The organism is uncultured Cedecea sp. (genome assembly GCF_947498825.1).
In the GTDB taxonomy this organism is placed as follows: Bacteria; Pseudomonadota; Gammaproteobacteria; order Enterobacterales; family Enterobacteriaceae; genus JGM124.
Map to the genome: position 1 here is coordinate 45,688 of NZ_CANMLV010000016.1, position 25,485 is coordinate 71,172.

Sequence of the window (25,485 nt, forward strand, 5' to 3'; positions counted from 1 at the left end):
ACCTTATGAGTCAGAGTACGCTGAAAGTTGACGATTTAAACGAAGATGCGGAATATGATGATAGTAGCATTGAGGTTTTTGATGAAAAAGCCCTTGTAGACGAGGACTCCAGTGACGACGATATTTCGGATGACGAACTATTGTCGCAGAGGGCTACCCAGCGCGTGCTGGATGCCACTCAGCTTTATCTTGGGGAAATCGGTTATTCACCATTATTAACAGCAGAAGAGGAAGTTTACTTTGCCCGTCGCTCTTTGCGTGGTGATATTGCATCACGTCGGAGAATGATCGAAAGTAACCTGCGCTTGGTGGTTAAGATCTCCCGTCGTTACAGCAATCGTGGTCTGGCACTGCTGGATCTGATTGAAGAAGGGAATCTTGGTTTAATTCGCGCAGTTGAAAAATTTGATCCAGAAAGAGGATTCCGTTTTTCAACTTATGCGACTTGGTGGATTCGTCAAACGATTGAACGGGCAATTATGAACCAAACCCGGACCATCCGTTTGCCGATTCACATAGTAAAAGAACTGAATGTCTATTTACGTACCGCACGTGAACTTTCTCATAAACTTGATCATGAAGCGAGTGCTGAAGAAATTGCGCTGCAGCTTGACAGACCTGTTGATGACGTAAGTCGAATGCTTCGCCTTAATGAACGTATCACTTCGATAGACACTCCACTGGGTGGGGATTCTGAGAAGGGGTTGCTGGATATTCTGGCGGATGAAAAAGATAACGGGCCAGAAGAGACAACACAACACGATGATATGAAAGAAAGCATCGTTAAGTGGTTGTTTGAGCTCAATGCCAAACAGCGTGAAGTCCTGGCGCGACGTTTTGGTTTGTTAGGTTATGAAGCGGCAACGCTTGAAGATGTTGGTCGTGAAATTGACTTAACCCGTGAACGCGTTCGTCAAATTCAGGTTGAAGGTTTACGCCGTTTGCGTGAAATATTGCAGTCCCAGGGACTCAGTATCGAGGCGTTATTCAGGGAATAAAAGATTAAGGTAAAAAAGGCGGTGATTTAATCACCGCCTTTTTTATTTTCCAGGATCGAATAAACTTATTTTGCCAGGCTTTTTAAACGATAGATCCACTCCAGCGCCTGACGCGGAGACAAACTGTCCGGGTCCAGTGTTTCCAGGGCATCCAGCGCCGGCGAAGTTTCTTCGGCAATACTCAACAAAGACATTTGTGTACCATCGACTTGGCTTGCAGATGCCCCGCCAGAAATACTTTCCAGTTCACGCAGTTTTTTCCGCGCACGTTTAATAACATCTTTTGGGACACCCGCGAGAGCGGCTACCGCCAGACCATAACTTTTACTGGCGGCACCATCCTGCACGCTGTGCATAAAGGCAATAGTTTCGCCATGTTCCACCGCATCCAGATGCACATTCACTACGCCTTCCATTTTTTCTGGTAGCGTCGTCAGTTCAAAATAGTGAGTAGCAAATAATGTCAGAGCCTTGATACGATTAGCCAGATTTTCCACACAAGCCCAGGCCAGAGATAATCCGTCATAGGTCGAGGTTCCACGTCCTATCTCATCCATCAGTATCAGACTGTGCTCGGTGGCATTATGTAAAATGTTCGCCGTTTCTGTCATCTCAACCATAAAGGTTGAACGGCCAGAGGCCAGATCATCAGCAGCCCCGACACGGGTGAATATTCTGTCAACCGGGCCAATCTCGGCTTGCTCAGCAGGCACAAAGCTCCCGATATAACTTAGCAGAACAATCAGCGCTGTTTGCCGCATATAGGTACTTTTACCGCCCATATTGGGGCCGGTAATGATCAGCATGCGGCGCTGAGGTGACAAATTCAGAGGATTGGCAATAAAAGGTTCTTTGAGAACCTGTTCAACGACAGGATGACGCGCTTCAGTCAGTTTAATGCCTGGTTTATGGCTAAATACCGGGCAGCTGTAATTCAGAGTATCGGCACGTTCTGCCAGGTTAACCAGCACATCCAGCTCCGCCAGCGCGGCGGCACTTTTTTGCAAGACTTCCAGATGAGGAAGCAGCAAGTCAAACAGTTGCTCATAAAGCTGTTTTTCCAGTGCCAGCGCTTTACCTTTAGATGTCAGGACCTTATCTTCGTACTCTTTCAGCTCAGGAATAATATAGCGTTCAGCATTTTTCAGCGTCTGGCGACGGACATAATGAATCGGCACCTGATGACTCTGCCCACGACTCACCTGAATATAGTAGCCATGAATCGCATTAAAGCCGACTTTTAGCGTATCCAGACCCAGTTTTTCACGCTCACGAATTTCCAGACGATCAAGATAGTCGGTGGCACCATCGGCCAGTCCCCGCCACTCATCCAGCTCTTCATTATAACCAGGAGCAATGACTCCACCGTCACGGATCAGCACCGGAGGTGCTTCAATAATGGCGCGTTCCAGCAGTTCACGCAGTTCGGTAAACTCGCCCATCTGCTGACGTAGAGCCTGCACTGATGTCGGCTTAATTTCCGTCAGTACAGTGTTTAACAAAGGTAGCTGCTGGAAGGCATAACGCATACGTGCCAGATCGCGTGGCCGGGCGGTACGTAATGCCAGACGGGCCAGAATACGTTCGAGATCGCCAACCTGACGTAAAATTGGCTGAATTTCACTGCTGTAATCTTGCAGGGCTGCAATAGCCTGCTGGCGCTGAGTCAGAATAGTGGTATTACGCACTGGTGAATGCAGCCAGCGCTTTAACATTCGACTGCCCATCGGGGTCACGGTTTGGTCGAGTATCGAGGCCAGAGTATTATCCGTTCCCCCGGACAGATTCTGAGTGATCTCAAGATTACGACGCGTCGCGGCATCCATAATAATGCTGTCTTGCTGACGTTCCATCATCACTGAACGAATATGGGGCAGGGAAGTGCGCTGAGTATCTTTGACATACTGCAGTAAACAGCCCGCAGCACAGAGCGCATGGTGGGCATTTTCTACGCCAAACCCGGTCAGATCGCGCGTGCCAAATTGCAAGATCAGTTGCTGACGCGCGGTCTCAATTTCAAACTCCCATAACGGACGACGACGTAACCCACGCCGCCCTTCAATCAAACTCATCTCAGCAAAGTTTTCGGCATACAGCAATTCAGCGGGGTTTGTACGCTGTAATTCAGCGGCCATGGTTTCTCTGTCTTGCGGCTCGGTCAGTAAAAAACGACCGGAACTGATATCCAGCGTCGCATAGCCAAAGCCACTCTGAGTGTGCCAGACCGCAGCTAACAGATTATCCTGACGCTCTTGCAGCAAGGCCTCATCGCTTATGGTTCCAGGGGTAACAATCCGCAGCACTTTACGCTCAACCGGACCTTTACTGGTTGCCGGATCGCCCACTTGCTCACAGATAGCGACAGACTCACCCTGTTGTACCAATTTGGCCAGATAGTTATCCGCCGCATGATATGGGATCCCCGCCATCGGAATAGGCTCACCCGCAGAAGCACCGCGTTTAGTCAGTGAAATATCCAGTAACTGAGATGCGCGTTTGGCATCATCATAAAACAGCTCATAGAAGTCACCCATACGATAAAACAGCAGAATGTCCGGATGCTCGGCTTTCAGACGCAGGTATTGCTGCATCATTGGGGTGTGTGAATCTAGGTTTTCTATTTTACTCATTAGCTTATAATGTCCATTTAATTGATTTTTAATGAGTTAGTGATATTTATTATTCTCATTACGTTTCACGTTGTCTCATTGAATCTCATGAAATCCTACATTCAGATGTAGGTTAAAGCGCAGCTTGTAGACTGACTCCCTGGTAAAATCTAACTACACAGCGAAACCTGCATTTCGTTTCATCAATACACAGGAAGCATGATAACGGAGTATTTAAGGGAGTAAAACAAGAGGTAAAGCGACTTTCGTTTAAAGCGGTAGAAAAGATAAGTTCCAGCCTGAAATTGCAGCTAAACAAGGCATGTAAGTATCCTGCAAAAAGAACCATTCACTTTTTGAGATCTTCCGACATACTGAATATGTCCCCAGAAGAAGATCGCTGTGCGTAAGCCTGCTAAAACTGAATTTTCGTCGCAAAGGAAAGCAACGTTTACCGGTACGTAATCCTGCATCGCTGGCGACGCCGAAGGCGCTTAACCAAAGCTGGTCGATTGATTTTATGCACGATGCGATGACATGTGGCCGACGTTTTCGAACATTCAATGTTGTTGATGATTTTAACCGTGAAGCACTGGCTATCGAAATTGACCTGAATATTCCGGCGCAACGTGTCGTCCGGGTACTGAACAGGATAGTGGCTAACCGCGGATATCCACTGAAAATGAGGATGGACAACGGACCTGAACTTGTTTCAATTACTCTGGCGCAATGGGCCGAAGAGCATGGCGTGATGCTGGAATATATCAGGCCGTGCAAGCCAACACAGAACGCGTTTATAGAACGATTTAACCGAACGTACCGGACCGAAATACTGGATTTTTATCTGTTCAGAACATTGAATTAAGTCAGGGGAATCATAGAACGTTGGCTAATGGAATACAACAGTGAGCGGCCTCATGAATCCCTGAATAACCTGACGCCGGCAGAGTTTGCCCGAAGTCATCAAAAAGGTCCGGATCTCTGATTTAGCCTGGAACGGATATTATTGTGTAGGGATTTTTTGGGCCTTTGAGCATTTTCTAATCGTTTAAATGAACAACTAACTCATCCAAAAGTGATTTTGATGAGGCCGTGAGCAAGCTGCCTCCGTTTAATAAATCAGTATCGTTACCATTTATATTGGCACAGATTATACCTGCCTCTCTCATGCAGGGGACCAAAGCCGCGATATCCCAAGGCTTCATAATAGTATCGATTGCAGCATCAATACGGCCCATAGCAACCATAACATGCTGATAGCTGTCATTGATAAACACAGCATCCCTTGCTGATTTAATCACCTTAGATAAATGATAAGCTTTTGTGCCCTCTCGGCTGTCAAATGTCGTACTATGAATACCCGAGGTTGAGACTACGGCACTCGCTAAATTGATGTTTTTTTCCGACCCTGCCCATATCCTTACCGGTTTGTCATCTCCATTCTGTAACCAGCAGCCACCATTTTTCGATGCATAAAATATCTGATTTAAGGCAGGAAATGAAATCACGCCTATGATTGGTTCATTATTTTCAACATAAGATATGAGAGTGCTAAAAAGTGGAACTCCATATAGAAATGCTCTCGTCCCATCAATTGGATCAATGATCCAACCTGTCTTAAAAGGATCATGAATTCTTGGGTTAAACTCCTCTCCCATTATCTCTATGTCAGGATATTTAGACATGAGAAACTGTCTAATTTCTCTCTCTACAAAAAGGTCGGTTTGAGTCACCAATGATTTATCGGGTTTTATATTAAAATACTTGGCATTTTCAAATGACTTAATCGTGTGAGGACGTATCATTTTTACCGCATCTAAAGCAATCTCTAACATATTCTCTCCGAGGAGGCTAAACCATATACTATGGTTCAGCCAACTAGTTTAACGAGGTTTGATTACTCTATGCATAAATTCGTCAAGATTATTTCTGAAAGAGTCTATCTTTGATAATTTAAATTCTGAGTGCTCATTACTTAGCTGCACAATACCTTTGCATAGTACATTAAAACTTAATTGCAGACATTTATTGTCCTTAGCAAGATAATCAACAGCACTTACAAAGTCTACGACATCAAGCACCTCTAGATTAGTCTCTTCTTTAATTTCTCGCTTTAGTGCTTGTAGCATAGATTCGCCCTCTTCAATACCACCTGAAGGTATTTCCCAGACGCCAGGCATAAACTCATAATTAGAGCGTTTTAAAAAGAGAATCTCATTTTCATCCTCAGTAACGCTAATAATCCCACCGACTACAATGCGGTCATAATTATCAAGGAAATCTAATATATCATGAGGAACTAATCGCTCAATCATTTTCTATATAACTCCGCGACAGAATTTATAATGGATAAATAGTTGTCAATAAAACCATAGCGCTCTTCCCCATACCAAACATCTAATTTGAACATGCTATTATGAAATTTAATAGCATTCACAAAATGGTCCTTTTCAACACGCAACTTCTCAGAATAGTCTTGCGATATTTTATGCGGAGAATGGAATAAGAAATAGCCATTAATAGGACAGGTTGATCCTGGAATATCGGCTTCTACAGCACCCAGTTCATTCAATTTTTTGACAAATTTGTGGAGATCAACTGTAAATTTACTCTCATCAAACATGACAGGTAATGCATACCAAGCTGGATTGGCCTTGTCAGGAATACGTGCGACTTTCAAACCATCTATTGCTTCAATGCCTTTTTTCATCAGCATTGCTGTTTCGCGTTTTTCCTCCATCATCTGTTCAAAATGAGCCATCTGCGGCATAACAACAGCAGCCCCAAGAGGATGCATGCGCAAATTTAGACCGGTACCGGTAATAGCAAAATCCTTCAAATCTTTGTCATGAACTTCTTTTTTTGCACGTTTGTTAAAATGCCCAACGAGGACTGCTTTTTCATACACTCTACGGTGTTTTGTCGCAAAGAAACCACCTTCTCCTGATGTGAGGATCTTTTTACCCTGAAAACTCCATGCAGAGCCATCACTGAAGCTACCAATCATCTTGCCATCCCAAGTTGCACCGTGGGCATGTGAGCTGTCCTCAAGAAGTAGCAGGTTATGGCGTTTACAGATATCCATAAGTTCGTCCATATCACATGGAATACCCCACATATGGGTCACCACCACAGCTTTTGTTTTACTGGTAATCAAGGCCTCAACCGCCTTAGGATCCACATTACCATTATCTCCGCAGTCGGCAAATTTCAGCTCAGCCCCAAGTTGATGGAGAGGTGCACAAGTTGCAAAAAAAGTATAACTCGGAACAATGATCTCATCCCCATGTGCAATTCCGGCACCGTAGAACATAGAGAATAAAGCAGTTGTCCCTGAATTAACTGCGATAGCATTTTCTACGTTAAACTTTTTTTTGAACTCCCCTTCAAGACGCTCATATATTCCTCCGTTATCATATATAGAGATGTCTTCTAGAAGCTGATTTTGCACGCTGTCTTTTATTTCATTAGAGATTTTGGGGTGAGAGAATTTAGAGTATTGTGAATGCATATTACTTATCTCCTTTATGCAAAAATATTAAATTCACTGTTTTTAAGAGCCTTTTCCAAAACACGCATGAGTGACATCGAATTACTTAAATTCCTTTCAAATCCTGCTTCGCCGCTATCAAAAAGGAAATCTTGATACATCCTTACAAATGGTGATGTTGGTTCTACTTCGTGATAATCAATAACCTCTTGCTTTTTATTTCTAATGGTGACGCTTTTCTTGTTGGCATGAAATATTTTATTTTTACCATAAGCAGTAATGTCTTCATGCTTTTCAATTTCCACACAAGAAACATATGCGAATATAATTACTCCATCACACTCTAGTTCGACGAAAGCCATATCATCGACGTTGTAATCATCTCCTGATGAATTTATCAGCCTGGCGTGATTGATGGTTACATCTTTACCATCGAACAAATAATTTACGATATCCATAACGTGATATCCCATATCCAACCAAACACCACCTCCTGATGTTAAAAAATTGCTTCTCCAATTGGCATTAGGGTTTTTACTGGGGATTGTATATCTAATCGTTAGCTGTGAAATTTTTTCACCTGACTCAAAAATCTCACTCTTAAGTAACTCATAGGCAGGAGTATATCTCTTCTGACAAACAGTGAATATTTTAAAATTTTTACCGCGAGAAAAGTCGCTAAATATTTTCGCCTGTTTTAAATTGAGTGCAAACGGTTTTTCTTTGATTATTTTCAAAGAGAAATCACTGCAATATGTTAATACTTCATCATACAAGTTATGAGGTAAAGCAACCACTAAGGTATCCGGTTGAACATCATCAAGCAATGATTTATAGCAGGTGTAAGCTGGAACCTTATAATTAAGAGCTTTTTGTGCACTCTCAATATTATCTGAAGATATATCGCACAAAGCATGTACTTTAATTCCTAATGAAACTATTGCAGGTATGTGTTCTTTCAGTACAATACTCCCACATCCAATAACGGCAACTTTCATAGAACATTCCTTGTCTTATGGATAAGTATGAACTAAATAATAAAAAAATAATGTATTTAAATCAGCAATGAGAATTAAAAGAACTATGTATACATTTTCTTATTGTTTTGTTTTTAATTGTGTTTTTCATGCGCTTATGATAAAGGATAACGTACAGCACCTCGATTCTTTTTCGAATGTCATCAGCAAGAGGCATTTCCAGCTTAACCATATTTGCGAAACTATTAGTTATATGTGGCCAGCAATAGCTTGGCGCTATCGCAATTCTGTGTTCCTCGGGGTTTGCTGCTAACTGAACAGCATTTATAAAACTATCAACAACTAATGTTATTTTCCTTTTATAACCAATGTCATTTAAGCATGTATCGAGAACCCATTCTTTTTTGTTTTCCCAGGACACACCTATATGTTCATATTTGATAAAAGTTTCAAAACACCATCTCTCAGATAGAATAGGGTGGTCCTTATGTACATATACAGATGGTACATCTCGAAAAAGAATCTCATAACATATGTTAATCGGTAATTTATCTGGGTGATATTTTGAATCCAAGCATGATTCTAATCCACACACACCTATATCAAATTCGCCATGTGTTATATCTGACATCGAATTATAATTCCAGTTGGATATTTTAATTTCCAAGAAATTAGCATTCATTAGCTTGTGTAAATCTGATGATATGCTTTTAAGTGCAATGGTTAGAAAATGTTCTTCCATTATTAAATTTATCTTTTGCCCATTCCAATTTTGAGTGTTTTTCATTTGGCTGATGAATTTTGCAGTAGACAGAAAATCTTCGACCATTGGATATAATTGTTCTGAAAATGGAGTAGGTATCAATTCATTTGGTGTTTGAACAAAAATTTCATCGTCATACCAAGACCTTAATTTTGCCAAATTTTTTGATATAGTTGAGGGCGTGACGCCAAGTCTTTTTGATGCCCCTCTTACAGATTTTTCTGCATAAATAATTGAGAAGGTTTCAAGTATCTTAAAATCGAAACCTTTCAAAGGATAGACCATTTCAATCACCATTTTTATTAAAAATCCATTGGTGATATTGTAAAGCCATAAGTGAAATTAAGCCACCCACCACTAGATTAAATAGTAGGATAATGCGAGTAAAGTTGCAGAGAAAAATGAAATAAATAAAAAATAAGTTGTCATGCCTCCGTGATTAGCAGGGCCCCAATACTGGGTGCTATAATGGGTACTGTACAAAAAATTCCGTTTAACCTTGCATAAGCTCTAATTCTTAAATCTTTGTAGTATAATTTTTTCTCACCAATGACTGGGCTGTGATATAACATACTCCGCTTCCAAAGCCTTGAAAAAACCTTGCCAAAAGGAAAGTTTTTAGCTCCCCTTCTACAATACTAGTGCAATACAAAAATGATAAAAAATCATAATGCAACCAAAAATACAGACGTATCTATTTCCGTAAAAATCTGAAAACTTACCTGCTATGATTAAACTAATTGCCACGCCAATTAAATAAATACCAAAAAAGTATCCTGCTTCTTTTTAGTTAGCATATACGAAAGTTGATGTTCAGGAGCAATCACTAAATATAAATCTAGTCCTAATGGGTAAAGCATCACCAGTAAGCCGGTTACTATATTTAATTTTTTATTCATTTGATTATCACTCCTTTAACACCAAACACCATAATGTATCAATTCAACCATTACAATACATTATTCAGGAATTCATGTGTTTCCAATTTAGAAACGCCTCACCGAATATATAACCCTTTCCTAAATTAAGGTTTTTATAGCCATACATTTACAGTGATGTTTTTTATTGTAAAATTCTCTTTTTATTTAATGAAATAACCCCAATAATTATTTGAATACGTTGGTATTTAGTCAGCAGTTAGCATCATGACGGAGATTAAAATTTAATATTATTGTTTTATTAAAAGTTATCTGGCCTGCGATGCGTTACAGATGGCGCTCTGGCGGCGTAAATGTCCGAAAAATGTCATCGTCCACAGGGATCGTGGCGGGCAGTATTGCTCAGCAGATTATCAGGCGCGACTGAAGCGGTATAACTTGCGCGGTAGCATGAGTGCAAAGGGCTGCTGTTATGATAACGCTTGCGCGGAAAGCTTCTTCCACTCGCTGAAAGTCGAATGCATCCACGGTGAACGCTTTATCAGTCGGGAAATAATGCGGATGACGGTGTTTAATTATATCGAGTGTGATTACAATCGCTGGCGTCGCCACAGTGCGTGTGGCGGTCTCAGCCCGGAACAATTTGAAAACGAAAACCTCGCTTAGGGCTGTGTCCACATTACGTGGGTAGGATCATATTGGCCCTTTTTAAGTATCCGCGTATCTGATGAAATGAAGTCGGCTGGAAAGCTTAATATAATAGCTATAAACTTATACCTACCTACTGGTCCAATGTTGAGGAATTGCGTGATGAGCAACAACAAAAAAGAGCAGGTAACTTATGCCAAGCCGTCTCGTTCGGACATAACTCGTTCCGTAGCGACGTCAACGGCGGTCGAGACAGGACAGCCTTCAGCCAGGATTGAAGCTTCTCTGGAAGCCGCACGTAAAAAGTTTGCCCATCTTCGCCTTGCCTAACCCTTTCTTAATGCTTCACTGACCCAGTGTTTCATCGGCTCGTAGTCCATTGATACACCAGCATGAATAGCCGAGATATACTGGGTTTTGTTTTGCTCCCAGCTTTGATAATCCAGCGGTTTGTATCCTCCCTGAACGCCCATCATGTCGGCTAGCAGTCGCGACAGGCGCCCGTTTCCCTCTCTGAATGGATGGATAAGTATCAGCTCGACATAGGGGATGGCGATAGCGGTGATGAGTTGTTCTTAGTTCATGCCGCTACATGGCGTGAAATGAGCAAGATATTTGGTATCGAATTCGTTCAGTAGTTTTGGCAACTGTGCTGAGGGGGCAAACATAAACCCGCCTTTGCTGATATTGACCGCTCTTTCTTGTCCAGCCCACTCGTAAATGTTACCTAACCAGCGGCGATGCCCAGTTTATTAGCCAGAATCAAGCTCACAAACGGTCGTGGAACACGAGTACTAAGCAAGGGGGAGCTTACAAAATTTCTTAAATGGCTCCCTGGCTCTGCTTATGCGCCAACAATCAAAAACGTTTTACGTCTGACCCTCTGGACGGGTGTCGTACCGGTGAAATTTGCAATATGGCCTGGAAAGATGTTGATCTTGAAAAAGGCACCATTCACCTGAGAGAAACCAAAACAGGGGTAGAGCGCTACGTACAGTTATCTGATCAGGCAATCGACTTTCTCAAAGTACTACGGCTTACCTCCGACAAATATCTGTTTCCTTCGCAAGCCACTAAGAAACCAATCCAGCAGAAGTATTTAACTGAAAACTTATGGCGTTTACGTGAAAACGGCCAAATGCTTGATATACCTCATTGGACGCCACAGGGTCTGCGCCGTACAGTACGAACGGGATTATCTCGTTTGCAGTGTCCAAATGAGGTAGCAGAGACCGTATTGGGCATACACGTGGCGGCGTTGAAGGTATTTATAATTTGTATAAGTATGATGCTGAGTGCCGGAAGTGGTTGCAGGTATGGGCAGATTACCTGGATAGTTTGCTCAGGGAACAAAACTGACTTATGACTGAATACCTGCCGGAAAAAAGTCCATGTGGTAGTGAAACGTACCCGATAAAACAGAAGGTTCATGTCATCCTTGAGGGAGGCTGAATACTATAGGACAGAATAGGTGAAAACATGGGCTTTTCTGCTGAATGTAGTGCTTCATTACTTACTGGCATACAGCCCAAGTATGAATCCGATAAAAAGGCTGCGGAAAGTGATAAGTGAGCGGGTGGGAAATACATCATTTCTTCAGCAACACATTACCGGTACTTGCTTGTTGTATTAGCGACAACTTCCAGTCGTTGCAAAAATGCAACTTCATGTTAATCAGGTAATATAGGTTACAGGTACCGTTTTGAACAAACGGCCAAACGTGAGTAAACAATAGGCTGAACTACGATATGACCAATTATACGGATGTAACGGTGAAAGCGCAGAATGCTGGACCTGGCCTCTGCTTTTTGTTGTTGTTAGCTGTTTGGGCTGGCGTGTTTTTCATACCGGAAGCGATTTTTCTTGTTGTTCCCGGGATGATTGTTTTTGCACTTCTGTTTTTTATTTACTATCTGGCATCGGAAGGGCACCTTGCGGGTATTCTGGGCGGGATCATTGTTAGCGTCATTTTGATGGCAATCGCCGTTGCGATACCCGTTATAGGCTGGATAATCCTAATATGTTGGATACTGTACAACATCGCGAGGGCATTTGAGAGCATTAAGAATTTGCTGCCGGATGCCCTGCTGAGCGCTGCGTTGTATGCCAGCCTCTTAATTCCTGTCATCTATCAGTTTAACCATTACGATACCAGTAATGCGTTACTGACGGCAGGATGCGGAATTGTCTACTTTTTCGCAGCGGCGGGAGCTATTGTGCGTATCAGCGAGCGTTCGGATACGCCAAAACATAGTCTGTTTCTCTTCTCCGTTATGTTGCTATCTGTACCGATGATTGTGCTGTTGTTTGCATCTATTGTCGCCTCGCTGCGTACTGCATTCCAGACGAGCTTGGTTAAAACGACCGCAAAACTTCCCCAGTCGGTGAGCGGATACACCACTGCACGAGGAACGGTCGTTGCCGATTACACGCGCAACGTTACCCAAACGGTGGTTACCTCCACGATCGTTCCTGGAGGTGGAGCCGTGGGTGCATCGTTAACCGGTTCACTGGCTGAATTAAGCACCCCTGCTGATGAACAGCCCGCCAGGCAGTTGAATCATGAAAAAGAACAGCGCTACGAGACGCATAAAGATCATCACTTTTATCGTTACGATGGACTGAATGATAAAAAAATCGGTAATTTTCTTCAGGCTGTTGCCGCAGCTGGAACATTGCCGACTCTTAACAAAGAGGATGTCCTTGTTTACTTTGATGAAACGCTGATGGGAAAAGGCGATCGTGGTGTAGTGCTAACCGATGAGGCCATCTATTGTTTGCCGGGCATGTTTGAGGATGAAGAGAAATTCTTCACACGGTTCAGTGATATTGAGAAAGCCACTTTTTCAGGAGCGATGAATAAACAAATAACGCTCTGGCTGAAAGAGGGGAAAAAACAGAAAATCACGCTGACGCAATCCAACGCCGGTGCGAAAAAAGTCTTCGAGATGATTGAGCTAGCGATTGCCTCATAATTAGGCTCAGTGCCAAGGAGTGCCTTTTGCGATTATCATCCAGTGAAACTGCATCAGGCATGTCCGGCATGCCTACGTCCGGGACTGCCGGGAAGGTGAGCACTGTGAACAGCAACCGGTAGCCCCGGAGGTGATTGCAGTCGCAATATTGATTACAATTGAACCTTGCACACTACGACAGGTATATTCCGCTTGGTGTCTACAGCAGATATTATTGCACTGACTCTGCATGTGCCTGGCCGATGAGAATTGATAATGAAAGGAGCGTTAGCAGGAAGTTCTTTTTCTGATAAAGTTACCGGGTGTATAACGAGCCAATATAAAGCGGCAATAGCCATAATAGTGAATGTGATAATCTTTTTCATGGGGTTTTCTTCTGGGATAAAGCATCAATTACTTACCCAAAAGGAAGCCTGATGTTAGCTAAGGTGATTATAAACCAGGTACGTTTATATAGAACTGACCATTATTATCAGTTTTCTGTATATCATAGGTTATTGGTAGTTCGGTCGTGTTCGACAGTTTTGATTGTTCATCTGTCATGGTCATTTGAAGACTGTCTGTGCACTGATAAGTATCGACAGAAGAGTCATAGTGCGTTGTTCTGACCTTAATAACCCTCAGTATCAAGCTATCGGTATTACCGGGAACCATGCCTTCCAACTGAGAGTTTCTGAGTTGCTAAAATTGGTTTTTAATCTGTTTGTGAACTGCATGACAGAGACAACGAAGAGTAAGCCATCTCGTGCTGACATCGTTCGCTCAGTTACAACGTCTACGGCTGTTGAAGCCGGTCAGTCCTCTGCGAAGATTGAAGCTTCCCTTGAAGCGACGCGTAAAAAATTTGCTCATTTACGTCTTGTGGTTTAATCCCTTCTTAATGTCTCTCTGAACCAGTGTTTGGCTGGTTCGTCGTCCATTGATACGCCAGCATGGATAGTCGAGATATACTGGGTTTTGTTTTACTTCCGGTTTTGGTGAACCAGCGGTTATATATGAATCACATCACAGGCCGAATGATAACCTGGATGGCACCCACGGCAACAAAACACTTTGTTGCGGCCCATAGTATATTATCAGCCTCTATCAATAGATTATTATTAATAGTGACAGATAATTGATTGTTACTGGATTCTTGAATAGAAGTGAGGGCATGAAGGGATTTTTCTTTTACCCACCGGGCGGCACTTTCAAGTGAATCTATTTTAGACTTATAATGATTTGAATTCGCGATAAAAAATATCCACGCCTCTGATGTATCATTGTCATTAATATTTTTATTTTTTATTATTTTGTTCTTAACATCACTGATGATGCTTTTGATATCTTTATGTGTTGATGGGTAAACAACCTTAAGTTCAATATATTCATTGCCACTGGCTGTCTTTATTTTTAAATCAATTTTATTGACTTCATCAAACGCCCACTCACCTGGTGAGTTTATAAAGTTATGGTCAAGTTTGAAATTCATCACTTTACATATTTCATTTCGTAACCAATTTTCACAAGAGGCGAACAAAAAATTTTCTTTGTAGTCTTTTTGATGATGTGAAATGTATTCGCAAACTTCAATGAATCTGTTCATCAAAACCTCGATTTGGAATAAACGTATACTCATAACCGTATAGTTACTCTATTACATCCGGGATGAAAATCGAATAAATACTATTTGTCAGAATACTGCTCTGGTTATACCTATAGGGTTATTATAACATAATGACCCATACAAAATTGGTATTAATTCTGCTTCGGATGTCAGCGAGATAATGAGAAATGGAGTTCTTGTGCTTAAGCCCTGTATCCTGGTATTTGCCACACTAATGGCATTATGTTCTCTGACATACGCAAATATGCGTGCGCCGATGCGCATTGATTATGCTCCTTCCTTTTCTTTGAATGCGCCGAAAGCCAGTCAGCTTATCGTAGAGAGAGAAAAGCTGAATATCGATTGCAACTATCAATATTGCGACGTGCAGGCGGTTTACTTTATTCACTCAGAGGTATCGGAAGAGCTGGCATTTGTGTTTGTTTTGCCAGAAAACACTCCCGTTGAGGTAAGAGTGACCGGGGCCCTGCGGCCGAGCAAGGTAACACAGGATAAATCGCAAACCTGGATATTGCCGGAATGGCATTCCCGGCCCCTGCCACTGTATCAGGCCGCATTTAGCGGGAGCGTAAGAACGGGTATGAATATTATTAATATTAAATATCGCCAGTCGTTAACCATTCTGGAAAGAAGCTATGGTTACTTTACTGCCAGTCGCTCAATTGAACAATTTACCTACCAACTGGGGCCATTAAAAGAGTGGACGCTTGCGGATAATTTTTCACTGCAAGTGACGTTATCTTCTTTACGTCAACGCCCAGACCGCGACGGTGGCTGGAGTCTTATGAAATCGCGAGCCATCAGTTGTTTAACGGCCGGTCAGATTCTGGAAAATGACCGCGATCACCTGAATCTGACGCTAACCTTCGGAAAAAATTTTCCGGATACGCTGGTGTGTCAGGCAGGGGATAGCGATCTGCTGGACAGTACGGAAGAGTCGACAGGCTAACGCGTGACTTGGCTCACTCATCCCTTTTAATCCTCCCTGGAAAACAACCGGCAGGATGAGTTCATTACCCCAGGATACGGGCAAACTGAGTAAAATACCCTTCACAGGATCGCTCAATGAAACTCACTGTGCTTGCGTCATTACTTTTACCCGGAATGGCTTTTGCCGGCTGGACTAGCGCTGATTTCCCTGCTTTTACTGAACAAGACACTGGTCGATTTAGCAGCCAAAATGAGGTTGCAAAAGGCACTCATCCGCTACGGGTACATTTAGACCAGCAGTGCTGGCAGCCCGCCGCCACAATTAAGCTCAACCAGGTTCTTTCGCTGGAACCCTGTCGCGATGCCGCACCACAATGGCGAGTATTTCGCGATGGTCGCTATATCCTGGAGATTGATACCCGATCAGGAACGCCAACTCTGATTGTCTCTCTGGAAGATAAACCGCTTGTAGCGGCGACACCACAACTTAAGCAATGCCCTGAATGGGATGGCAAGCCGCTGACAATTGATGTCAGCCACTCTTTTGCCGAAGGGGAGAAAATCCGCGATTTCTACAGCGGTAATATTGTCAGCGTAAGCGATGGCAAAATTACCTTGAAACCTGCGCCTGACAGTAATGGCTTACTGTTACTCGAGCCTGCCCGGACCCAAAACATTGCGCCGTTTAACTGGCACAACGCGACGGTGTATTTTGTTCTGACGGACCGTTTTGTGAATGGAAACCTGGATAATGACCATAGCTATGGTCGTCAGAAAGACGGTATGCAGGAAATCGGTACCTTCCATGGCGGTGATTTACAGGGCTTAACCAGTAAACTTGATTATCTGCAACAGCTTGGCGTTAATGCTCTGTGGATAAGCTCCCCGCTGGAACAAATTCATGGCTGGATTGGGGGAGGTACTAAAGGTGATTTTCCGCATTACGGCTATCACGGATATTACACCCAGGACTGGACTCGGCTGGATGCGAATATGGGGACCACGGACGATTTGCGTCGTCTGGTCGACGAAGCGCATAAGCGTGGTATCCGTATTTTGTTTGATGTGGTGATGAACCATACCGGTTATGCAACCTTGGCGGATATGCAGGAGTTTCAGTTTGGTGCGCTGTACCTTCAGGGTGATGAACTGAAAAAAATATTCGGTGAACGCTGGACGGACTGGAAGCCCGGCAAGGGACAGAGCTGGCACAGCTTTAACGACTATATTAATTTTGTTGATAAAGACGGATGGGAAAAGTGGTGGGGTAAAAAATGGATCCGCACCGATATCGGTGATTACAACAGCCCGGGTTTTGACGATTTAACCCTGTCTCTGGCTTTTTTACCTGATCTGAAAACGGAGTCTACAGAACCATCTGGTTTGCCTAATTTCTATCGCCATAAGCCAGACACCATGGCAAAAGAAATCCCCGGCTATACCCCTCGGGATTATCTGACTCACTGGCTGAGTCAGTGGGTGCGCGAGTATGGTATCGATGGCTTTCGCGTTGATACAGCTAAGCACGTGGAGCAAGCTGCCTGGCAGCAATTAAAAAACCAGGCAACAGAAGCCCTGGTGGAATGGAAGAAGGCCCATCCTGACAAGGCGCTGGATAACGCCCCCTTCTGGATGACAGGGGAAGCTTGGGGGCATGGCGTGATGCAGAGCCATTACTATCGCCACGGCTTTGACGCGATGCTGAATTTTGATTACCAGGACCAAGCGGCAAAAGCGGTAAACTGTCTGTCCGATATGGATCTTACCTGGCAGCAAATGGCAGAAAAATTGCAAGATTTTAATGCCCTGAGTTATCTCTCCTCACACGATACCCGCTTGTTCCGGGAAGGGGGACGTTCTGCGGCTGAGTTGCTGTTGTTAGCGCCAGGGGCGGTGCAAATATTTTACGGCGATGAATCTTCCCGGCCATTTGGCCCAACGGGGTCCGATCCGCTACAGGGAACGCGTTCGGATATGAACTGGCAGGATATCACTGGTAAAGCTGTGAGTAGCGTTGCTCACTGGCAGAAGCTGGGACAATTTCGTGCCCGACATCCGGCAATAGGTATGGGAAAACAAACCCAGCTCTCGCTGCCAGAAGGCTACGGTTTTATCCGTGAGACAGATAATGACAAAGTGATAGTTGTGTGGGCGGGCCAGTAGTCACTGGCTGACGAATAGCTCCTCTGGATATCAGGGGAGCCAATATTTATTTTTCTATCTTTCTATTTTTATACTTTCCTCACTGTTATGAAAAAACGCCTGTATTTTCCGTATCACAATATCGTTTAAATCAAAAAGTAATCAAATTATGCCTCCTATAGTGGATTTATGTGAGCTAGGACGACGGTTTATTTAAAACTCTAAAAGGGGCTAGTTATGGATTTTTTTATCCAGCTTATTGTCGTGTTGATCTGTCTGTTTTACGGGGCCAGGAAGGGGGGAATCGCGCTAGGATTATTAGGAGGGGTAGGCCTGATTATACTGGTTTTTGTCTTTCACCTTGCACCGGGAAAACCACCAGTAGATGTAATGCTGGTTATTATTGCTGTTGTTGCCGCTTCCGCGACATTACAGGCTTCTGGGGGACTGGATGTTATGCTTCAGATAGCCGAGCGGCTGCTGAGACGTAACCCTAAATATGTTTCAATCGTCGCGCCTTTTGTTACCTGCTTACTGACAATTTTGTGTGGTACCGGGCATGTCGTCTATACCATATTACCTATCATTTATGATGTAGCGATTAAAAATAATATCCGTCCGGAAAGGCCGATGGCTGCCAGTACTATCGGTTCCCAGATGGGGATCATCGCCAGCCCCGTATCAGTCGCCGTGGTGTCGCTAGTGGCCATGCTTGGCGATGTGACATTGAACGGCAAACATCTTGGATTTGTTGATTTACTGGCAATTACCATTCCTTCAACGCTTATCGGAATATTGTGCATCGGAATATTCAGCTGGTTTCGCGGCAAAGATTTGGATAAAGATCCAGATTTTCAGGAATTTATTTCAAAACCGGAAAATAAAGAATATGTCTACGGTGATACCGTTACCTTATTGAATAAAAAACTACCACGTAGCAACTGGATAGCCATGTGGATATTTTTAGCTTCCATTGTTGTTGTGGCATTACTGGGCGCATTTCCTGAATTACGACCGATGTTAGATGGTAAAGCGTTATCGATGGTATTAGTGATTCAGATTTTTATGTTATTTGCAGGTGCGTTAATTATTATTTTTACCAAGACTAAACCGGCTGATATTTCAAAAAATGAAGTCTTCCGTTCCGGGATGATTGCGATTGTTGCAGTCTACGGTATTGCATGGATGGCAGAAACGATGTTTGGCGCGCATCTCGGTGAGATCAAATCGGTACTAGGAACGCTGGTTACAGAATACCCTTGGGCCTATGCGATTGTTTTATTGCTGGTATCAAAATTTGTCAATTCTCAGGCAGCTGCGCTTGCTGCAATCGTACCTGTTGCGTTGGCGATTGGCGTAGATCCGGCTTATATCGTCGCATCTGCTCCTGCTTGCTATGGCTACTATATTCTTCCTACTTATCCAAGCGATCTTGCTGCTATTCAGTTCGATCGTTCCGGCACGACGAAAATAGGGCGGTTTGTGGTTAATCACAGCTTTATTTTCCCGGGATTGATTGGAGTCAGTGTTTCCTGTGTATTTGGCTGGGTTTTCTCTGCGATGTATGGATTCTTGTAGTTTTGCTGGATAACAAGTAGATCTGGATACTCAGTTTTTTAACGCAATGGCGTGGTTCTAACCCGCGCCACTGCTGAACTTACTGGTAATAGTTCTGCACGTTGTGAACGATAAAAGTCTGTTAGATGTAGTAGGGGTAAATAGAAATGTTCCAGTTATTACCCACGATTTACCAGCAGCCAGACAAATTTTCACCACAACTCCGTATTTAAGCTGCAGGGATATTTAAAGGCATATGAAAAGACGGTCTTTGATGACGTCGATAAACGCCGCTAAATTATTTTTTATGGAATACTGACTTTGGTGAATAACCAAAGAACTGATTAAATGCCACGCTGAAATTATTGGGATGACGGTATCCAACATTCCAGGCTGTTTGTGCAACCTGGTAACCTGATTCTAATAACAAATGCGCTTTTCTCATGCGCATTTCTAATAACATTTTATGTGGTGTGGAATTAAACAGATAACGGAATCCCTCTTTAAGCTTGCTTCTACTGATACCCATTGCTGTACAAAGAAACTCTTCGGTGATCGGTTCTGCGATATTCTTTTGCATCAGATCTTGTACTTGTTCTAGTTGCCTGATTTCATCAGGAGACAGTTTTTGTTTACTGGTCTTTTCCGGTGGTAATAAGGATTCGAGTTGTTCAGAGAGTAAACCGAGACTGTGCATATGTAAGGCTAATCGGTTGGTTCCTGCATCATGATGGCTCATGTGGCGGGCTAATATTGATGCATGAGAAAGACTGGTTGGTGAGGTTTTCTGATGCAGGAGCTGGGTTAACTGACCATCGCCTAATAACAGGCTCGCCCGCTCGTGACCGACATATTGCTGAAGTAAATTCTCACCAATGATTAGACGTAATTGGGTCGTGGTGCTTGCCGCATGATAATAGCGCTGGCCTGCACTATGGCGAAATGAATTGATAGTTGTGTATCCCGCGCGAAAATTAACCGTTGGAGAAGCCTGAGTGGACTGATAACAAGAGATTCCATGAAGCCCTAAGGTTATCACCAGAACATGGCTATTATGTGGATTATCACCTTGATTGATCGTCAGGTCACAGACTGGGCTGTAATGTAAGTGTACCAGGGTGAGATCAGGGGCAAGGGTAATTTGGTCAGAATAGCAAACCCCTAAACTTTCAATCGGCTGGCTACGAATAGCGCCAGTCTGTTCACTGCGATTGCAATGAAAATGCTCTTTACTGAGTCGTTGTTCCTGTTTCAATGCCTTCAAAATTCACCATTTCCCTCGTCCCGATCTGACTGTGAGATCAGTGATTTTTACAGAAAAAATGATAATGATTATCAATTGTGTTTATAGCATAACTGTTTTTGCTCTACAAGGCGTGCTTCCTACAACCCACAGGTACTGACAGTCATCAGTCCGAAGAGTGTCTGTTATGTCTCCAATCTGCAGATCCACTAATAATTCATACGAAACAAAACTGATCTCATAGTAATTCAAAAGATATTGATAATCGTTATCAAATAAAATGCTATGGCTCAACCACGGAGCCCCTCTTTATTTGGCCTGATTGTGGTCATAGATTCTTATTGTCTGAGAATAACTGCATGAATATATTAAAAATAACAAGACTCCCTTTTTACCGGACTGCCTGCCTGGGGTTATGCGGACTCATCTCTGCATTCAGCTATGGTGATGATTCAACGATTATTGTTACTGCAAATAAAACCGCACAGGCTGCCGAAGACGTCCCGACCAGCTTGTCGACTTTTTTTACTGAGGACTTAGCGCGTCAGCATATTAATGACTTGATAACGCTTGCACGTAAAACGCCAAGCTTTAGCTTCCAGGATACCGGGCAAACGGGTTTTAACCCACCCGTTATTCGTGGCCTGACATCCTACGCCACCGCTTTTTCTTCTTCTATGCTTTTGACGGTTGATGGTGTTCCGATGCTGACCAGTCAGGGATTTGATAATAATTTAGTGGGCGTCGAGCGAGTAGAAATATTACGCGGTCCGCAATCGGCGCTGTACGGTAAAAATGCCGAAGGGGGAGTATTAAATATTTATACCCGACAGCCGGATAATAGCCCCTATTTACGTATTGACGGTGAAATGGGCAGCCGTAATAAACGTGTTTTACGCCTGGATGCCTCACATCCGCTGATTGACGATACGCTCTATCTGGGCGTGGCCGCGCAGTTTCGTGAGCAGGATGGTTTTATCCACGATCGCTACAATGGCGGCTGGGCCGATGACCGTAAAAGTTATGATGGCCGGGTGGCTCTCCGTTGGACACCTGACGATCGTAGCGATATTTCACTGCGTTACAGTCATGTTACCTATCGGGATGGGGCTTCTGCATGGGGAAGTGTTAAAGGTTTACGTCATGAAGTTAGCTCTGGCACACCAAGCTGGAACCGCTCAGAAGGGGAAACCTTCTCACTCGATATGGCGCATGAATTTGGCTCAGGGATTTCACTGCGCTCAATCACAGCAAAAACAGACTACCGCGACAGGCTAAAACAAGACTCAGATTTTATGCCGACAGAATTATTTTATTTGCAGCGTAAGTACCATCTGAGCAATCTCTCTCAGGAATTCAGATTATCCGGGGACCATGATGAGGCCAGCTGGCTGGTTGGCCTGTATGCGGATAAAACCGACAATGATGTCTCTTTTACCAATAAGACACTGATAAATCTTCAGACGATAAATACCTCTCTGGAAGCGCACTCGGTTTCACTGTTTGGTCAATGGCTACAACCCATTACCTCCCAGTGGTCGTTGACTCTGGGAGGACGTATTCAGCAGGACAGCGTTAAAGTGAAACCTGAATATGCTGCCAGTCAGAGCCAGAAAGATAATCAGTTTTCTCCAAAAGTTTCTTTGCAATACCAGTGGACACCTGAACATAACCTCTACCTGACCTATTCAGAAGGTTTCCGGGCGGGAGGATATAACCTCTTTTCACCTGGCGTTAATTATCCCGCATTTTCACCGGAAAAAGTCCGCTCTTATGAGACGGGTATGAAAGGGCTGATTAAACCGCTTAATCTGCGCTATTCACTCGCGGCGTATTACATGCAAATTGACGATATGCAGGTTCAGCAAATCGTGGGACCAGGAGTAACCACCATTACGAATGCGGCAACGGCCCACTCCAGCGGTATTGAAGCCACGCTCGATTACTGGTTGAACGCAGAATGGAGTTTTGATGCGACGCTCGGGCTGAATAAGACCCGCTTTAATCACTATCGGGATGGCAGCAATAACTACGACGGTAACCGAAATCCTTATGCTCCGGACGTCACCTGGCACCTTGGTGTCCGCTATGACGCTGAGAGCTGGTATGCGAATGCTTCGCTGGACGGTATCGGTCGTACTTACCTTGATCCCGGTAATCACTACCAGCGCGGAGGATATCAGCTCCTTAATATGCTCGTTGGCTACCCGGTGAACCCGCATCTGACCTTAAGCGTTTACGGGCAGAATCTGACCAACGAACACTACGATGCCATCGGTGAGATGAACGGAAATGTCATAATTTACAGCCAACCCCAGGAATTTGGAGTCCGTGCCAGCTATGAATTTTAATCAACCTGCAATTTTACAACCCTACTGGGACCTGGCGCTGGCCAATGTGAAAGCCGATGCATTACGGATAGCGCTCGAATGGGACGTATTTCGCCGGCTCAATACACCAAAAACAGCGAGTGATATTGCGACAAGCCTTGGCGTTGACAGCAGCAATATGGGGTATGTTTTAGAGCTACTCTGGAGCATGGATCTACTGGAGCGGGAGCCTGGAGATCCTGTTCGCTATCATAATCAGGATATCGCTCAACACTATTTCGCTTCTGACGCCGAGCGCTATCTGGGGGATGCTTTTTTATTTCGCTTAGCCGGATTGCGTCATTTTGGCGGCCAGTTAGCACAGCAGGTACAGTCAGGCATGATTTATAGCCAGGCACCAGATGCTGTTACTACGCAAGAAAACTGGGCAAAAGCGGCAAATGTCCAGATAGCACAAGAACAACGTGCCATCACGACAGGGGTGGTTCAAGAATTTATGACCCGTATACCCGAATTTCAGCAAGGCGGCTGTCTGCTGGATTTAGGCGGCGGACCTGGATTAATTGCTATCAGCCTGGTGCAAACTTATCCGTTATGGAGCGCTGCGGTATTCGATTTTCCAGAAACAGTCAAAGTTGCCCAAAGTAATATCGACAAGGCCGGATTGACCGAGCGAATAACGGTGATGGGGGGGGATCTGGCAACCGACCCGATAGGTGATAACTTTGATTTAATCTGGTGTTCCTCGGTACTGCATTTTATGCCGGATATTGAGGCGACATTAACGAAGATATGGGCCGCACTGAAACCCGGAGGGGTGTTTATCAGTGCCCATGCAGAAGTACCGATGACAGCCACAGCTGCCAGAAAAATCCTGCCGTATTACTTAGCGATGCGCATGAAAGGTTGCCATGTGACTCAGCAAGATGAACTGGCAGCCCGCATGAGCAAAGTCGGCTTTACCCGGATAGAGCAGCACCCACAAGTGGCATTTCCTGTTGCCCCTGTCACGGTGATTATTGCCAGAAAAGAGGCGTTATGAGTCAGATAACCACTCAACGTTATGGCCTCTGTCAGGCTATATTCGGCTGGATGAACTTTGTGCTGGTGATCCCTGGAATCTATCTGTTACTGGGCTTGCCACTGACTATGCGGGAATATGGTTGGTCCGGAACCGAGATTGGACTTTTTCAGTTAGCCGGTTTACCCGCCGTGTTTAAATTTCTGCTGGCACTGCCGGTTCAACGCTTTCGTCCGGGCAAACGTCATTACAGCAACTGGGTCTTATGGCTGGTACTTCCTCTGGCGGCCTTGCTCTGGCTGATAAGCGACCAGAGTATACTGGCACATCGTATTCCTCTGTTCTTATTGGCTCTGGGTATCAGCTTGCTGACAACCTGGGTGGATATTCCTCTTAATGCGCTGGTGGTTAAGCTTTTGCCGCGCAGCGAACAGATGCGTGCGGGGAGTATCCGCTCAATGGCGCTTTTTTTAGGTGCCATTGTCGGCGGTGGCGTGATGCTGGTTCTACAAGGGTTATGGGGGTGGGAAGCGCCGTTCTTTCTGATGCTGGCAGGTCTGTTAGTCGGTTTGTTGTTGATGAGTTTACTGAAAGAAGACAAATTATTAACCACAGCGCCAGAGATACCGCATCAGCCCCTGACCGATTTTGCGGGCTTTTTTCGCCAGCCAGAAGCCCGGCTCTGGACATTATTGCTGATGACCTGCTTTCCGTTTGTCGGCGCGGCCTGGCTCTATATGAAACCTCTGTTACTGGACTCTGGTGTTAAGGCCCAGGATGTCGCCTGGATAGTGGGAGTCGGTGGTGGAATTGTCGGCGCAATGGCCAGTGTGTTCAGTGGACGATTAGTCCGCTATTTAGGGATAGCCAGAGCCATTCCTTGTTATCTGCTGGCGGCTTTACTGGCACTGGGGGCTTTAACTCTGGCAGTCGTATTTAAATGGGATCAGCGATGGTTGATGAGTTCTATTTTCCTGGTGGCTGTGGCGATGGGCGGGATCTCTTCGTTGATGTTCGGGCTGATGATGTTTTTTACCCGTAACGAACGGCGTGCGGCAGATTATGGTCTTCAGGCGAGCCTGTTTGTTGTTACCCGGTTAACTTTTCCCATTGGGGCGGGGGCCTTACTGGACCTGGGAGGATATTCACTGATGCTCAGTGCGCTGTGCTGCGGTGTGCTGGCGGTACTGGTAACGGTTTTGCTGGTCAGAAATTCTCTTGTCAGGATGACACAGTATACCGCCCGGCTATCCGGACGAGACTCTTAACCGTTCGTGACTTACCGTATCAGTATTCTCTGATACGGTTTTAACGGAGA

The 25,485-nt window shown here is 44.3% G+C and carries 19 protein-coding genes and 4 pseudogenes; 13 read left to right on the forward strand and 10 right to left on the reverse strand.

Annotated features, from left to right (window positions below; genetic code table 11):
- Positions 1 to 5: 5 nt before the first annotated feature.
- Entirely contained in the window at positions 6 to 998 is a 993-nt protein-coding gene (gene rpoS, locus Q1A40_RS15970; protein WP_300001835.1) for an RNA polymerase sigma factor RpoS, read from the forward strand.
- A gap of 65 nt (positions 999 to 1,063) precedes the next feature.
- On the opposite strand, the gene mutS is transcribed toward rpoS, so the two are convergent.
- Positions 1,064 to 3,628 carry a DNA mismatch repair protein MutS gene (gene mutS, locus Q1A40_RS15975; protein ID WP_300001838.1) on the reverse strand — a complete coding sequence of 855 codons (2,565 nt, stop codon included), beginning with the start codon at positions 3,626 to 3,628 and terminating at the stop codon, positions 1,064 to 1,066.
- 391 nt (positions 3,629 to 4,019) lie between these two features.
- On the opposite strand from mutS, the pseudogene Q1A40_RS15980 reads away from it, so the two are divergent.
- Positions 4,020 to 4,592: pseudogene (locus Q1A40_RS15980) on the forward strand (integrase core domain-containing protein); the annotation flags it as partial.
- Positions 4,593 to 4,647: 55 nt separating this feature from the next.
- Here the strand turns inward: Q1A40_RS15980 and Q1A40_RS15985 are convergent.
- The 6 genes from Q1A40_RS15985 to Q1A40_RS16010 form a co-directional block, all read right to left on the reverse strand.
- Positions 4,648 to 5,442 carry an inositol monophosphatase family protein gene (locus Q1A40_RS15985; protein WP_300001841.1) on the reverse strand — a complete coding sequence of 265 codons (795 nt, stop codon included), beginning with the start codon at positions 5,440 to 5,442 and terminating at the stop codon, positions 4,648 to 4,650.
- Between the two features lie 48 nt (positions 5,443 to 5,490).
- On the reverse strand, positions 5,491 to 5,922 hold the full coding sequence (locus Q1A40_RS15990) for an NUDIX domain-containing protein (protein ID WP_300001844.1): 432 nt from the start codon (positions 5,920 to 5,922) through the stop codon (positions 5,491 to 5,493).
- The gene (locus Q1A40_RS15995; RefSeq protein ID WP_300001846.1) at positions 5,919 to 7,118 is read right to left on the reverse strand and encodes an aminotransferase class V-fold PLP-dependent enzyme; all 1,200 of its coding nucleotides are present in this window, start codon (positions 7,116 to 7,118) and stop codon (positions 5,919 to 5,921) included. The genes Q1A40_RS15990 and Q1A40_RS15995 overlap by 4 nt, the downstream gene beginning before the upstream one ends.
- 14 nt (positions 7,119 to 7,132) lie before the next feature.
- Positions 7,133 to 8,095 carry a Gfo/Idh/MocA family oxidoreductase gene (locus Q1A40_RS16000; RefSeq protein WP_300001848.1) on the reverse strand — a complete coding sequence of 321 codons (963 nt, stop codon included), beginning with the start codon at positions 8,093 to 8,095 and terminating at the stop codon, positions 7,133 to 7,135.
- Positions 8,096 to 8,156: 61 nt separating this feature from the next.
- The gene (locus tag Q1A40_RS16005; protein ID WP_300001851.1) at positions 8,157 to 9,134 is read right to left on the reverse strand and encodes a LysR family transcriptional regulator; all 978 of its coding nucleotides are present in this window, start codon (positions 9,132 to 9,134) and stop codon (positions 8,157 to 8,159) included.
- Between the two features lie 455 nt (positions 9,135 to 9,589).
- Positions 9,590 to 9,736, reverse strand: a complete 147-nt coding sequence (locus Q1A40_RS16010) for a hypothetical protein (protein WP_300001854.1) — start codon at positions 9,734 to 9,736, stop codon at positions 9,590 to 9,592.
- Positions 9,737 to 10,027: 291 nt separating this feature from the next.
- On the opposite strand from Q1A40_RS16010, the pseudogene Q1A40_RS16015 reads away from it, so the two are divergent.
- Together Q1A40_RS16015 and Q1A40_RS16020 are read left to right on the forward strand one after the other, a co-directional pair.
- A pseudogene (locus tag Q1A40_RS16015) lies at positions 10,028 to 10,381 on the forward strand (IS3 family transposase); the annotation flags it as partial.
- 144 nt (positions 10,382 to 10,525) lie between these two features.
- Entirely contained in the window at positions 10,526 to 10,693 is a 168-nt protein-coding gene (locus Q1A40_RS16020; protein ID WP_219648558.1) for a hypothetical protein, read from the forward strand.
- Here Q1A40_RS16020 and Q1A40_RS16025 read toward each other — a convergent pair.
- Positions 10,690 to 11,106, reverse strand: a pseudogene (locus Q1A40_RS16025) (Fic/DOC family protein); the annotation flags it as partial. The gene Q1A40_RS16020 and the pseudogene Q1A40_RS16025 overlap by 4 nt on opposite strands.
- Before the next feature lie 15 nt (positions 11,107 to 11,121).
- Here Q1A40_RS16025 and Q1A40_RS16030 point away from each other — a divergent pair.
- From Q1A40_RS16030 to Q1A40_RS16040, 3 genes and pseudogenes are all read left to right on the forward strand, one after another.
- A pseudogene (locus tag Q1A40_RS16030) lies at positions 11,122 to 11,722 on the forward strand (tyrosine-type recombinase/integrase); the annotation flags it as partial.
- Between the two features lie 389 nt (positions 11,723 to 12,111).
- Positions 12,112 to 13,338, forward strand: coding sequence for a hypothetical protein (locus Q1A40_RS16035; protein WP_300001862.1), 1,227 nt, complete (start codon positions 12,112 to 12,114; stop codon positions 13,336 to 13,338).
- Positions 13,339 to 13,932: 594 nt separating this feature from the next.
- The gene (locus tag Q1A40_RS16040) at positions 13,933 to 14,208 is read left to right on the forward strand and encodes a hypothetical protein (RefSeq protein WP_300001865.1); all 276 of its coding nucleotides are present in this window, start codon (positions 13,933 to 13,935) and stop codon (positions 14,206 to 14,208) included.
- Positions 14,209 to 14,338: 130 nt separating this feature from the next.
- Here the strand turns inward: Q1A40_RS16040 and Q1A40_RS16045 are convergent, their stop codons facing one another.
- Entirely contained in the window at positions 14,339 to 14,923 is a 585-nt protein-coding gene (locus Q1A40_RS16045; protein ID WP_300001868.1) for a hypothetical protein, read from the reverse strand.
- Between the two features lie 199 nt (positions 14,924 to 15,122).
- Here Q1A40_RS16045 and Q1A40_RS16050 point away from each other — a divergent pair, with 199 nt between their 5' ends.
- The 3 genes from Q1A40_RS16050 to Q1A40_RS16060 all read left to right on the forward strand — a co-directional run bounded on the left by Q1A40_RS16050 (position 15,123) and on the right by Q1A40_RS16060 (position 19,594).
- On the forward strand, positions 15,123 to 15,893 hold the full coding sequence (locus Q1A40_RS16050) for a hypothetical protein (protein ID WP_300001871.1): 771 nt from the start codon (positions 15,123 to 15,125) through the stop codon (positions 15,891 to 15,893).
- Positions 15,894 to 16,009: 116 nt separating this feature from the next.
- Entirely contained in the window at positions 16,010 to 18,037 is a 2,028-nt protein-coding gene (locus Q1A40_RS16055) for an alpha-amylase (RefSeq protein WP_300001873.1), read from the forward strand.
- Between the two features lie 216 nt (positions 18,038 to 18,253).
- Positions 18,254 to 19,594 (forward strand): anaerobic C4-dicarboxylate transporter, encoded by a 1,341-nt coding sequence (locus tag Q1A40_RS16060; RefSeq protein ID WP_300001876.1) that lies wholly within the window; start codon positions 18,254 to 18,256, stop codon positions 19,592 to 19,594.
- Between the two features lie 277 nt (positions 19,595 to 19,871).
- On the opposite strand, the gene Q1A40_RS16065 is transcribed toward Q1A40_RS16060, so the two are convergent.
- Positions 19,872 to 20,837, reverse strand: a complete 966-nt coding sequence (locus Q1A40_RS16065; RefSeq protein WP_300001879.1) for an AraC family transcriptional regulator — start codon at positions 20,835 to 20,837, stop codon at positions 19,872 to 19,874.
- 338 nt (positions 20,838 to 21,175) lie between these two features.
- On the opposite strand from Q1A40_RS16065, the gene Q1A40_RS16070 reads away from it, so the two are divergent.
- Genes Q1A40_RS16070 through Q1A40_RS16080 form a run of 3 tightly spaced genes read left to right on the forward strand, consistent with a single transcriptional unit; the run spans position 21,176 to position 25,435 of the window.
- Positions 21,176 to 23,167 (forward strand): TonB-dependent receptor, encoded by a 1,992-nt coding sequence (locus tag Q1A40_RS16070; RefSeq protein ID WP_300001881.1) that lies wholly within the window; start codon positions 21,176 to 21,178, stop codon positions 23,165 to 23,167.
- Entirely contained in the window at positions 23,157 to 24,188 is a 1,032-nt protein-coding gene (locus tag Q1A40_RS16075) for a methyltransferase (protein ID WP_300001883.1), read from the forward strand. Before Q1A40_RS16070 ends, Q1A40_RS16075 begins: the two co-directional genes overlap by 11 nt.
- Positions 24,185 to 25,435, forward strand: a complete 1,251-nt coding sequence (locus Q1A40_RS16080) for an MFS transporter (RefSeq protein ID WP_300001886.1) — start codon at positions 24,185 to 24,187, stop codon at positions 25,433 to 25,435. Before Q1A40_RS16075 ends, Q1A40_RS16080 begins: the two co-directional genes overlap by 4 nt.
- The last annotated feature ends 50 nt before the right edge of the window (positions 25,436 to 25,485 follow it).

Coding starts and splice junctions, on each gene's coding strand:
- rpoS (WP_300001835.1), top strand. CDS start 6: ATGAGTCAGAGTACGCTGAAAGTTGACGATTTAAACGAAGATGCGGAA.
- mutS (WP_300001838.1), bottom strand. CDS start 3,628: ATGAGTAAAATAGAAAACCTAGATTCACACACCCCAATGATGCAGCAA.
- Q1A40_RS15985 (WP_300001841.1), bottom strand. CDS start 5,442: ATGTTAGAGATTGCTTTAGATGCGGTAAAAATGATACGTCCTCACACG.
- Q1A40_RS15990 (WP_300001844.1), bottom strand. CDS start 5,922: ATGATTGAGCGATTAGTTCCTCATGATATATTAGATTTCCTTGATAAT.
- Q1A40_RS15995 (WP_300001846.1), bottom strand. CDS start 7,118: ATGCATTCACAATACTCTAAATTCTCTCACCCCAAAATCTCTAATGAA.
- Q1A40_RS16000 (WP_300001848.1), bottom strand. CDS start 8,095: ATGAAAGTTGCCGTTATTGGATGTGGGAGTATTGTACTGAAAGAACAC.
- Q1A40_RS16005 (WP_300001851.1), bottom strand. CDS start 9,134: ATGGTGATTGAAATGGTCTATCCTTTGAAAGGTTTCGATTTTAAGATA.
- Q1A40_RS16010 (WP_300001854.1), bottom strand. CDS start 9,736: ATGAATAAAAAATTAAATATAGTAACCGGCTTACTGGTGATGCTTTAC.
- Q1A40_RS16020 (WP_219648558.1), top strand. CDS start 10,526: ATGAGCAACAACAAAAAAGAGCAGGTAACTTATGCCAAGCCGTCTCGT.
- Q1A40_RS16035 (WP_300001862.1), top strand. CDS start 12,112: ATGACCAATTATACGGATGTAACGGTGAAAGCGCAGAATGCTGGACCT.
- Q1A40_RS16045 (WP_300001868.1), bottom strand. CDS start 14,923: ATGAACAGATTCATTGAAGTTTGCGAATACATTTCACATCATCAAAAA.
- Q1A40_RS16055 (WP_300001873.1), top strand. CDS start 16,010: ATGAAACTCACTGTGCTTGCGTCATTACTTTTACCCGGAATGGCTTTT.
- Q1A40_RS16060 (WP_300001876.1), top strand. CDS start 18,254: ATGGATTTTTTTATCCAGCTTATTGTCGTGTTGATCTGTCTGTTTTAC.
- Q1A40_RS16070 (WP_300001881.1), top strand. CDS start 21,176: ATGAATATATTAAAAATAACAAGACTCCCTTTTTACCGGACTGCCTGC.
- Q1A40_RS16075 (WP_300001883.1), top strand. CDS start 23,157: ATGAATTTTAATCAACCTGCAATTTTACAACCCTACTGGGACCTGGCG.
- Q1A40_RS16080 (WP_300001886.1), top strand. CDS start 24,185: ATGAGTCAGATAACCACTCAACGTTATGGCCTCTGTCAGGCTATATTC.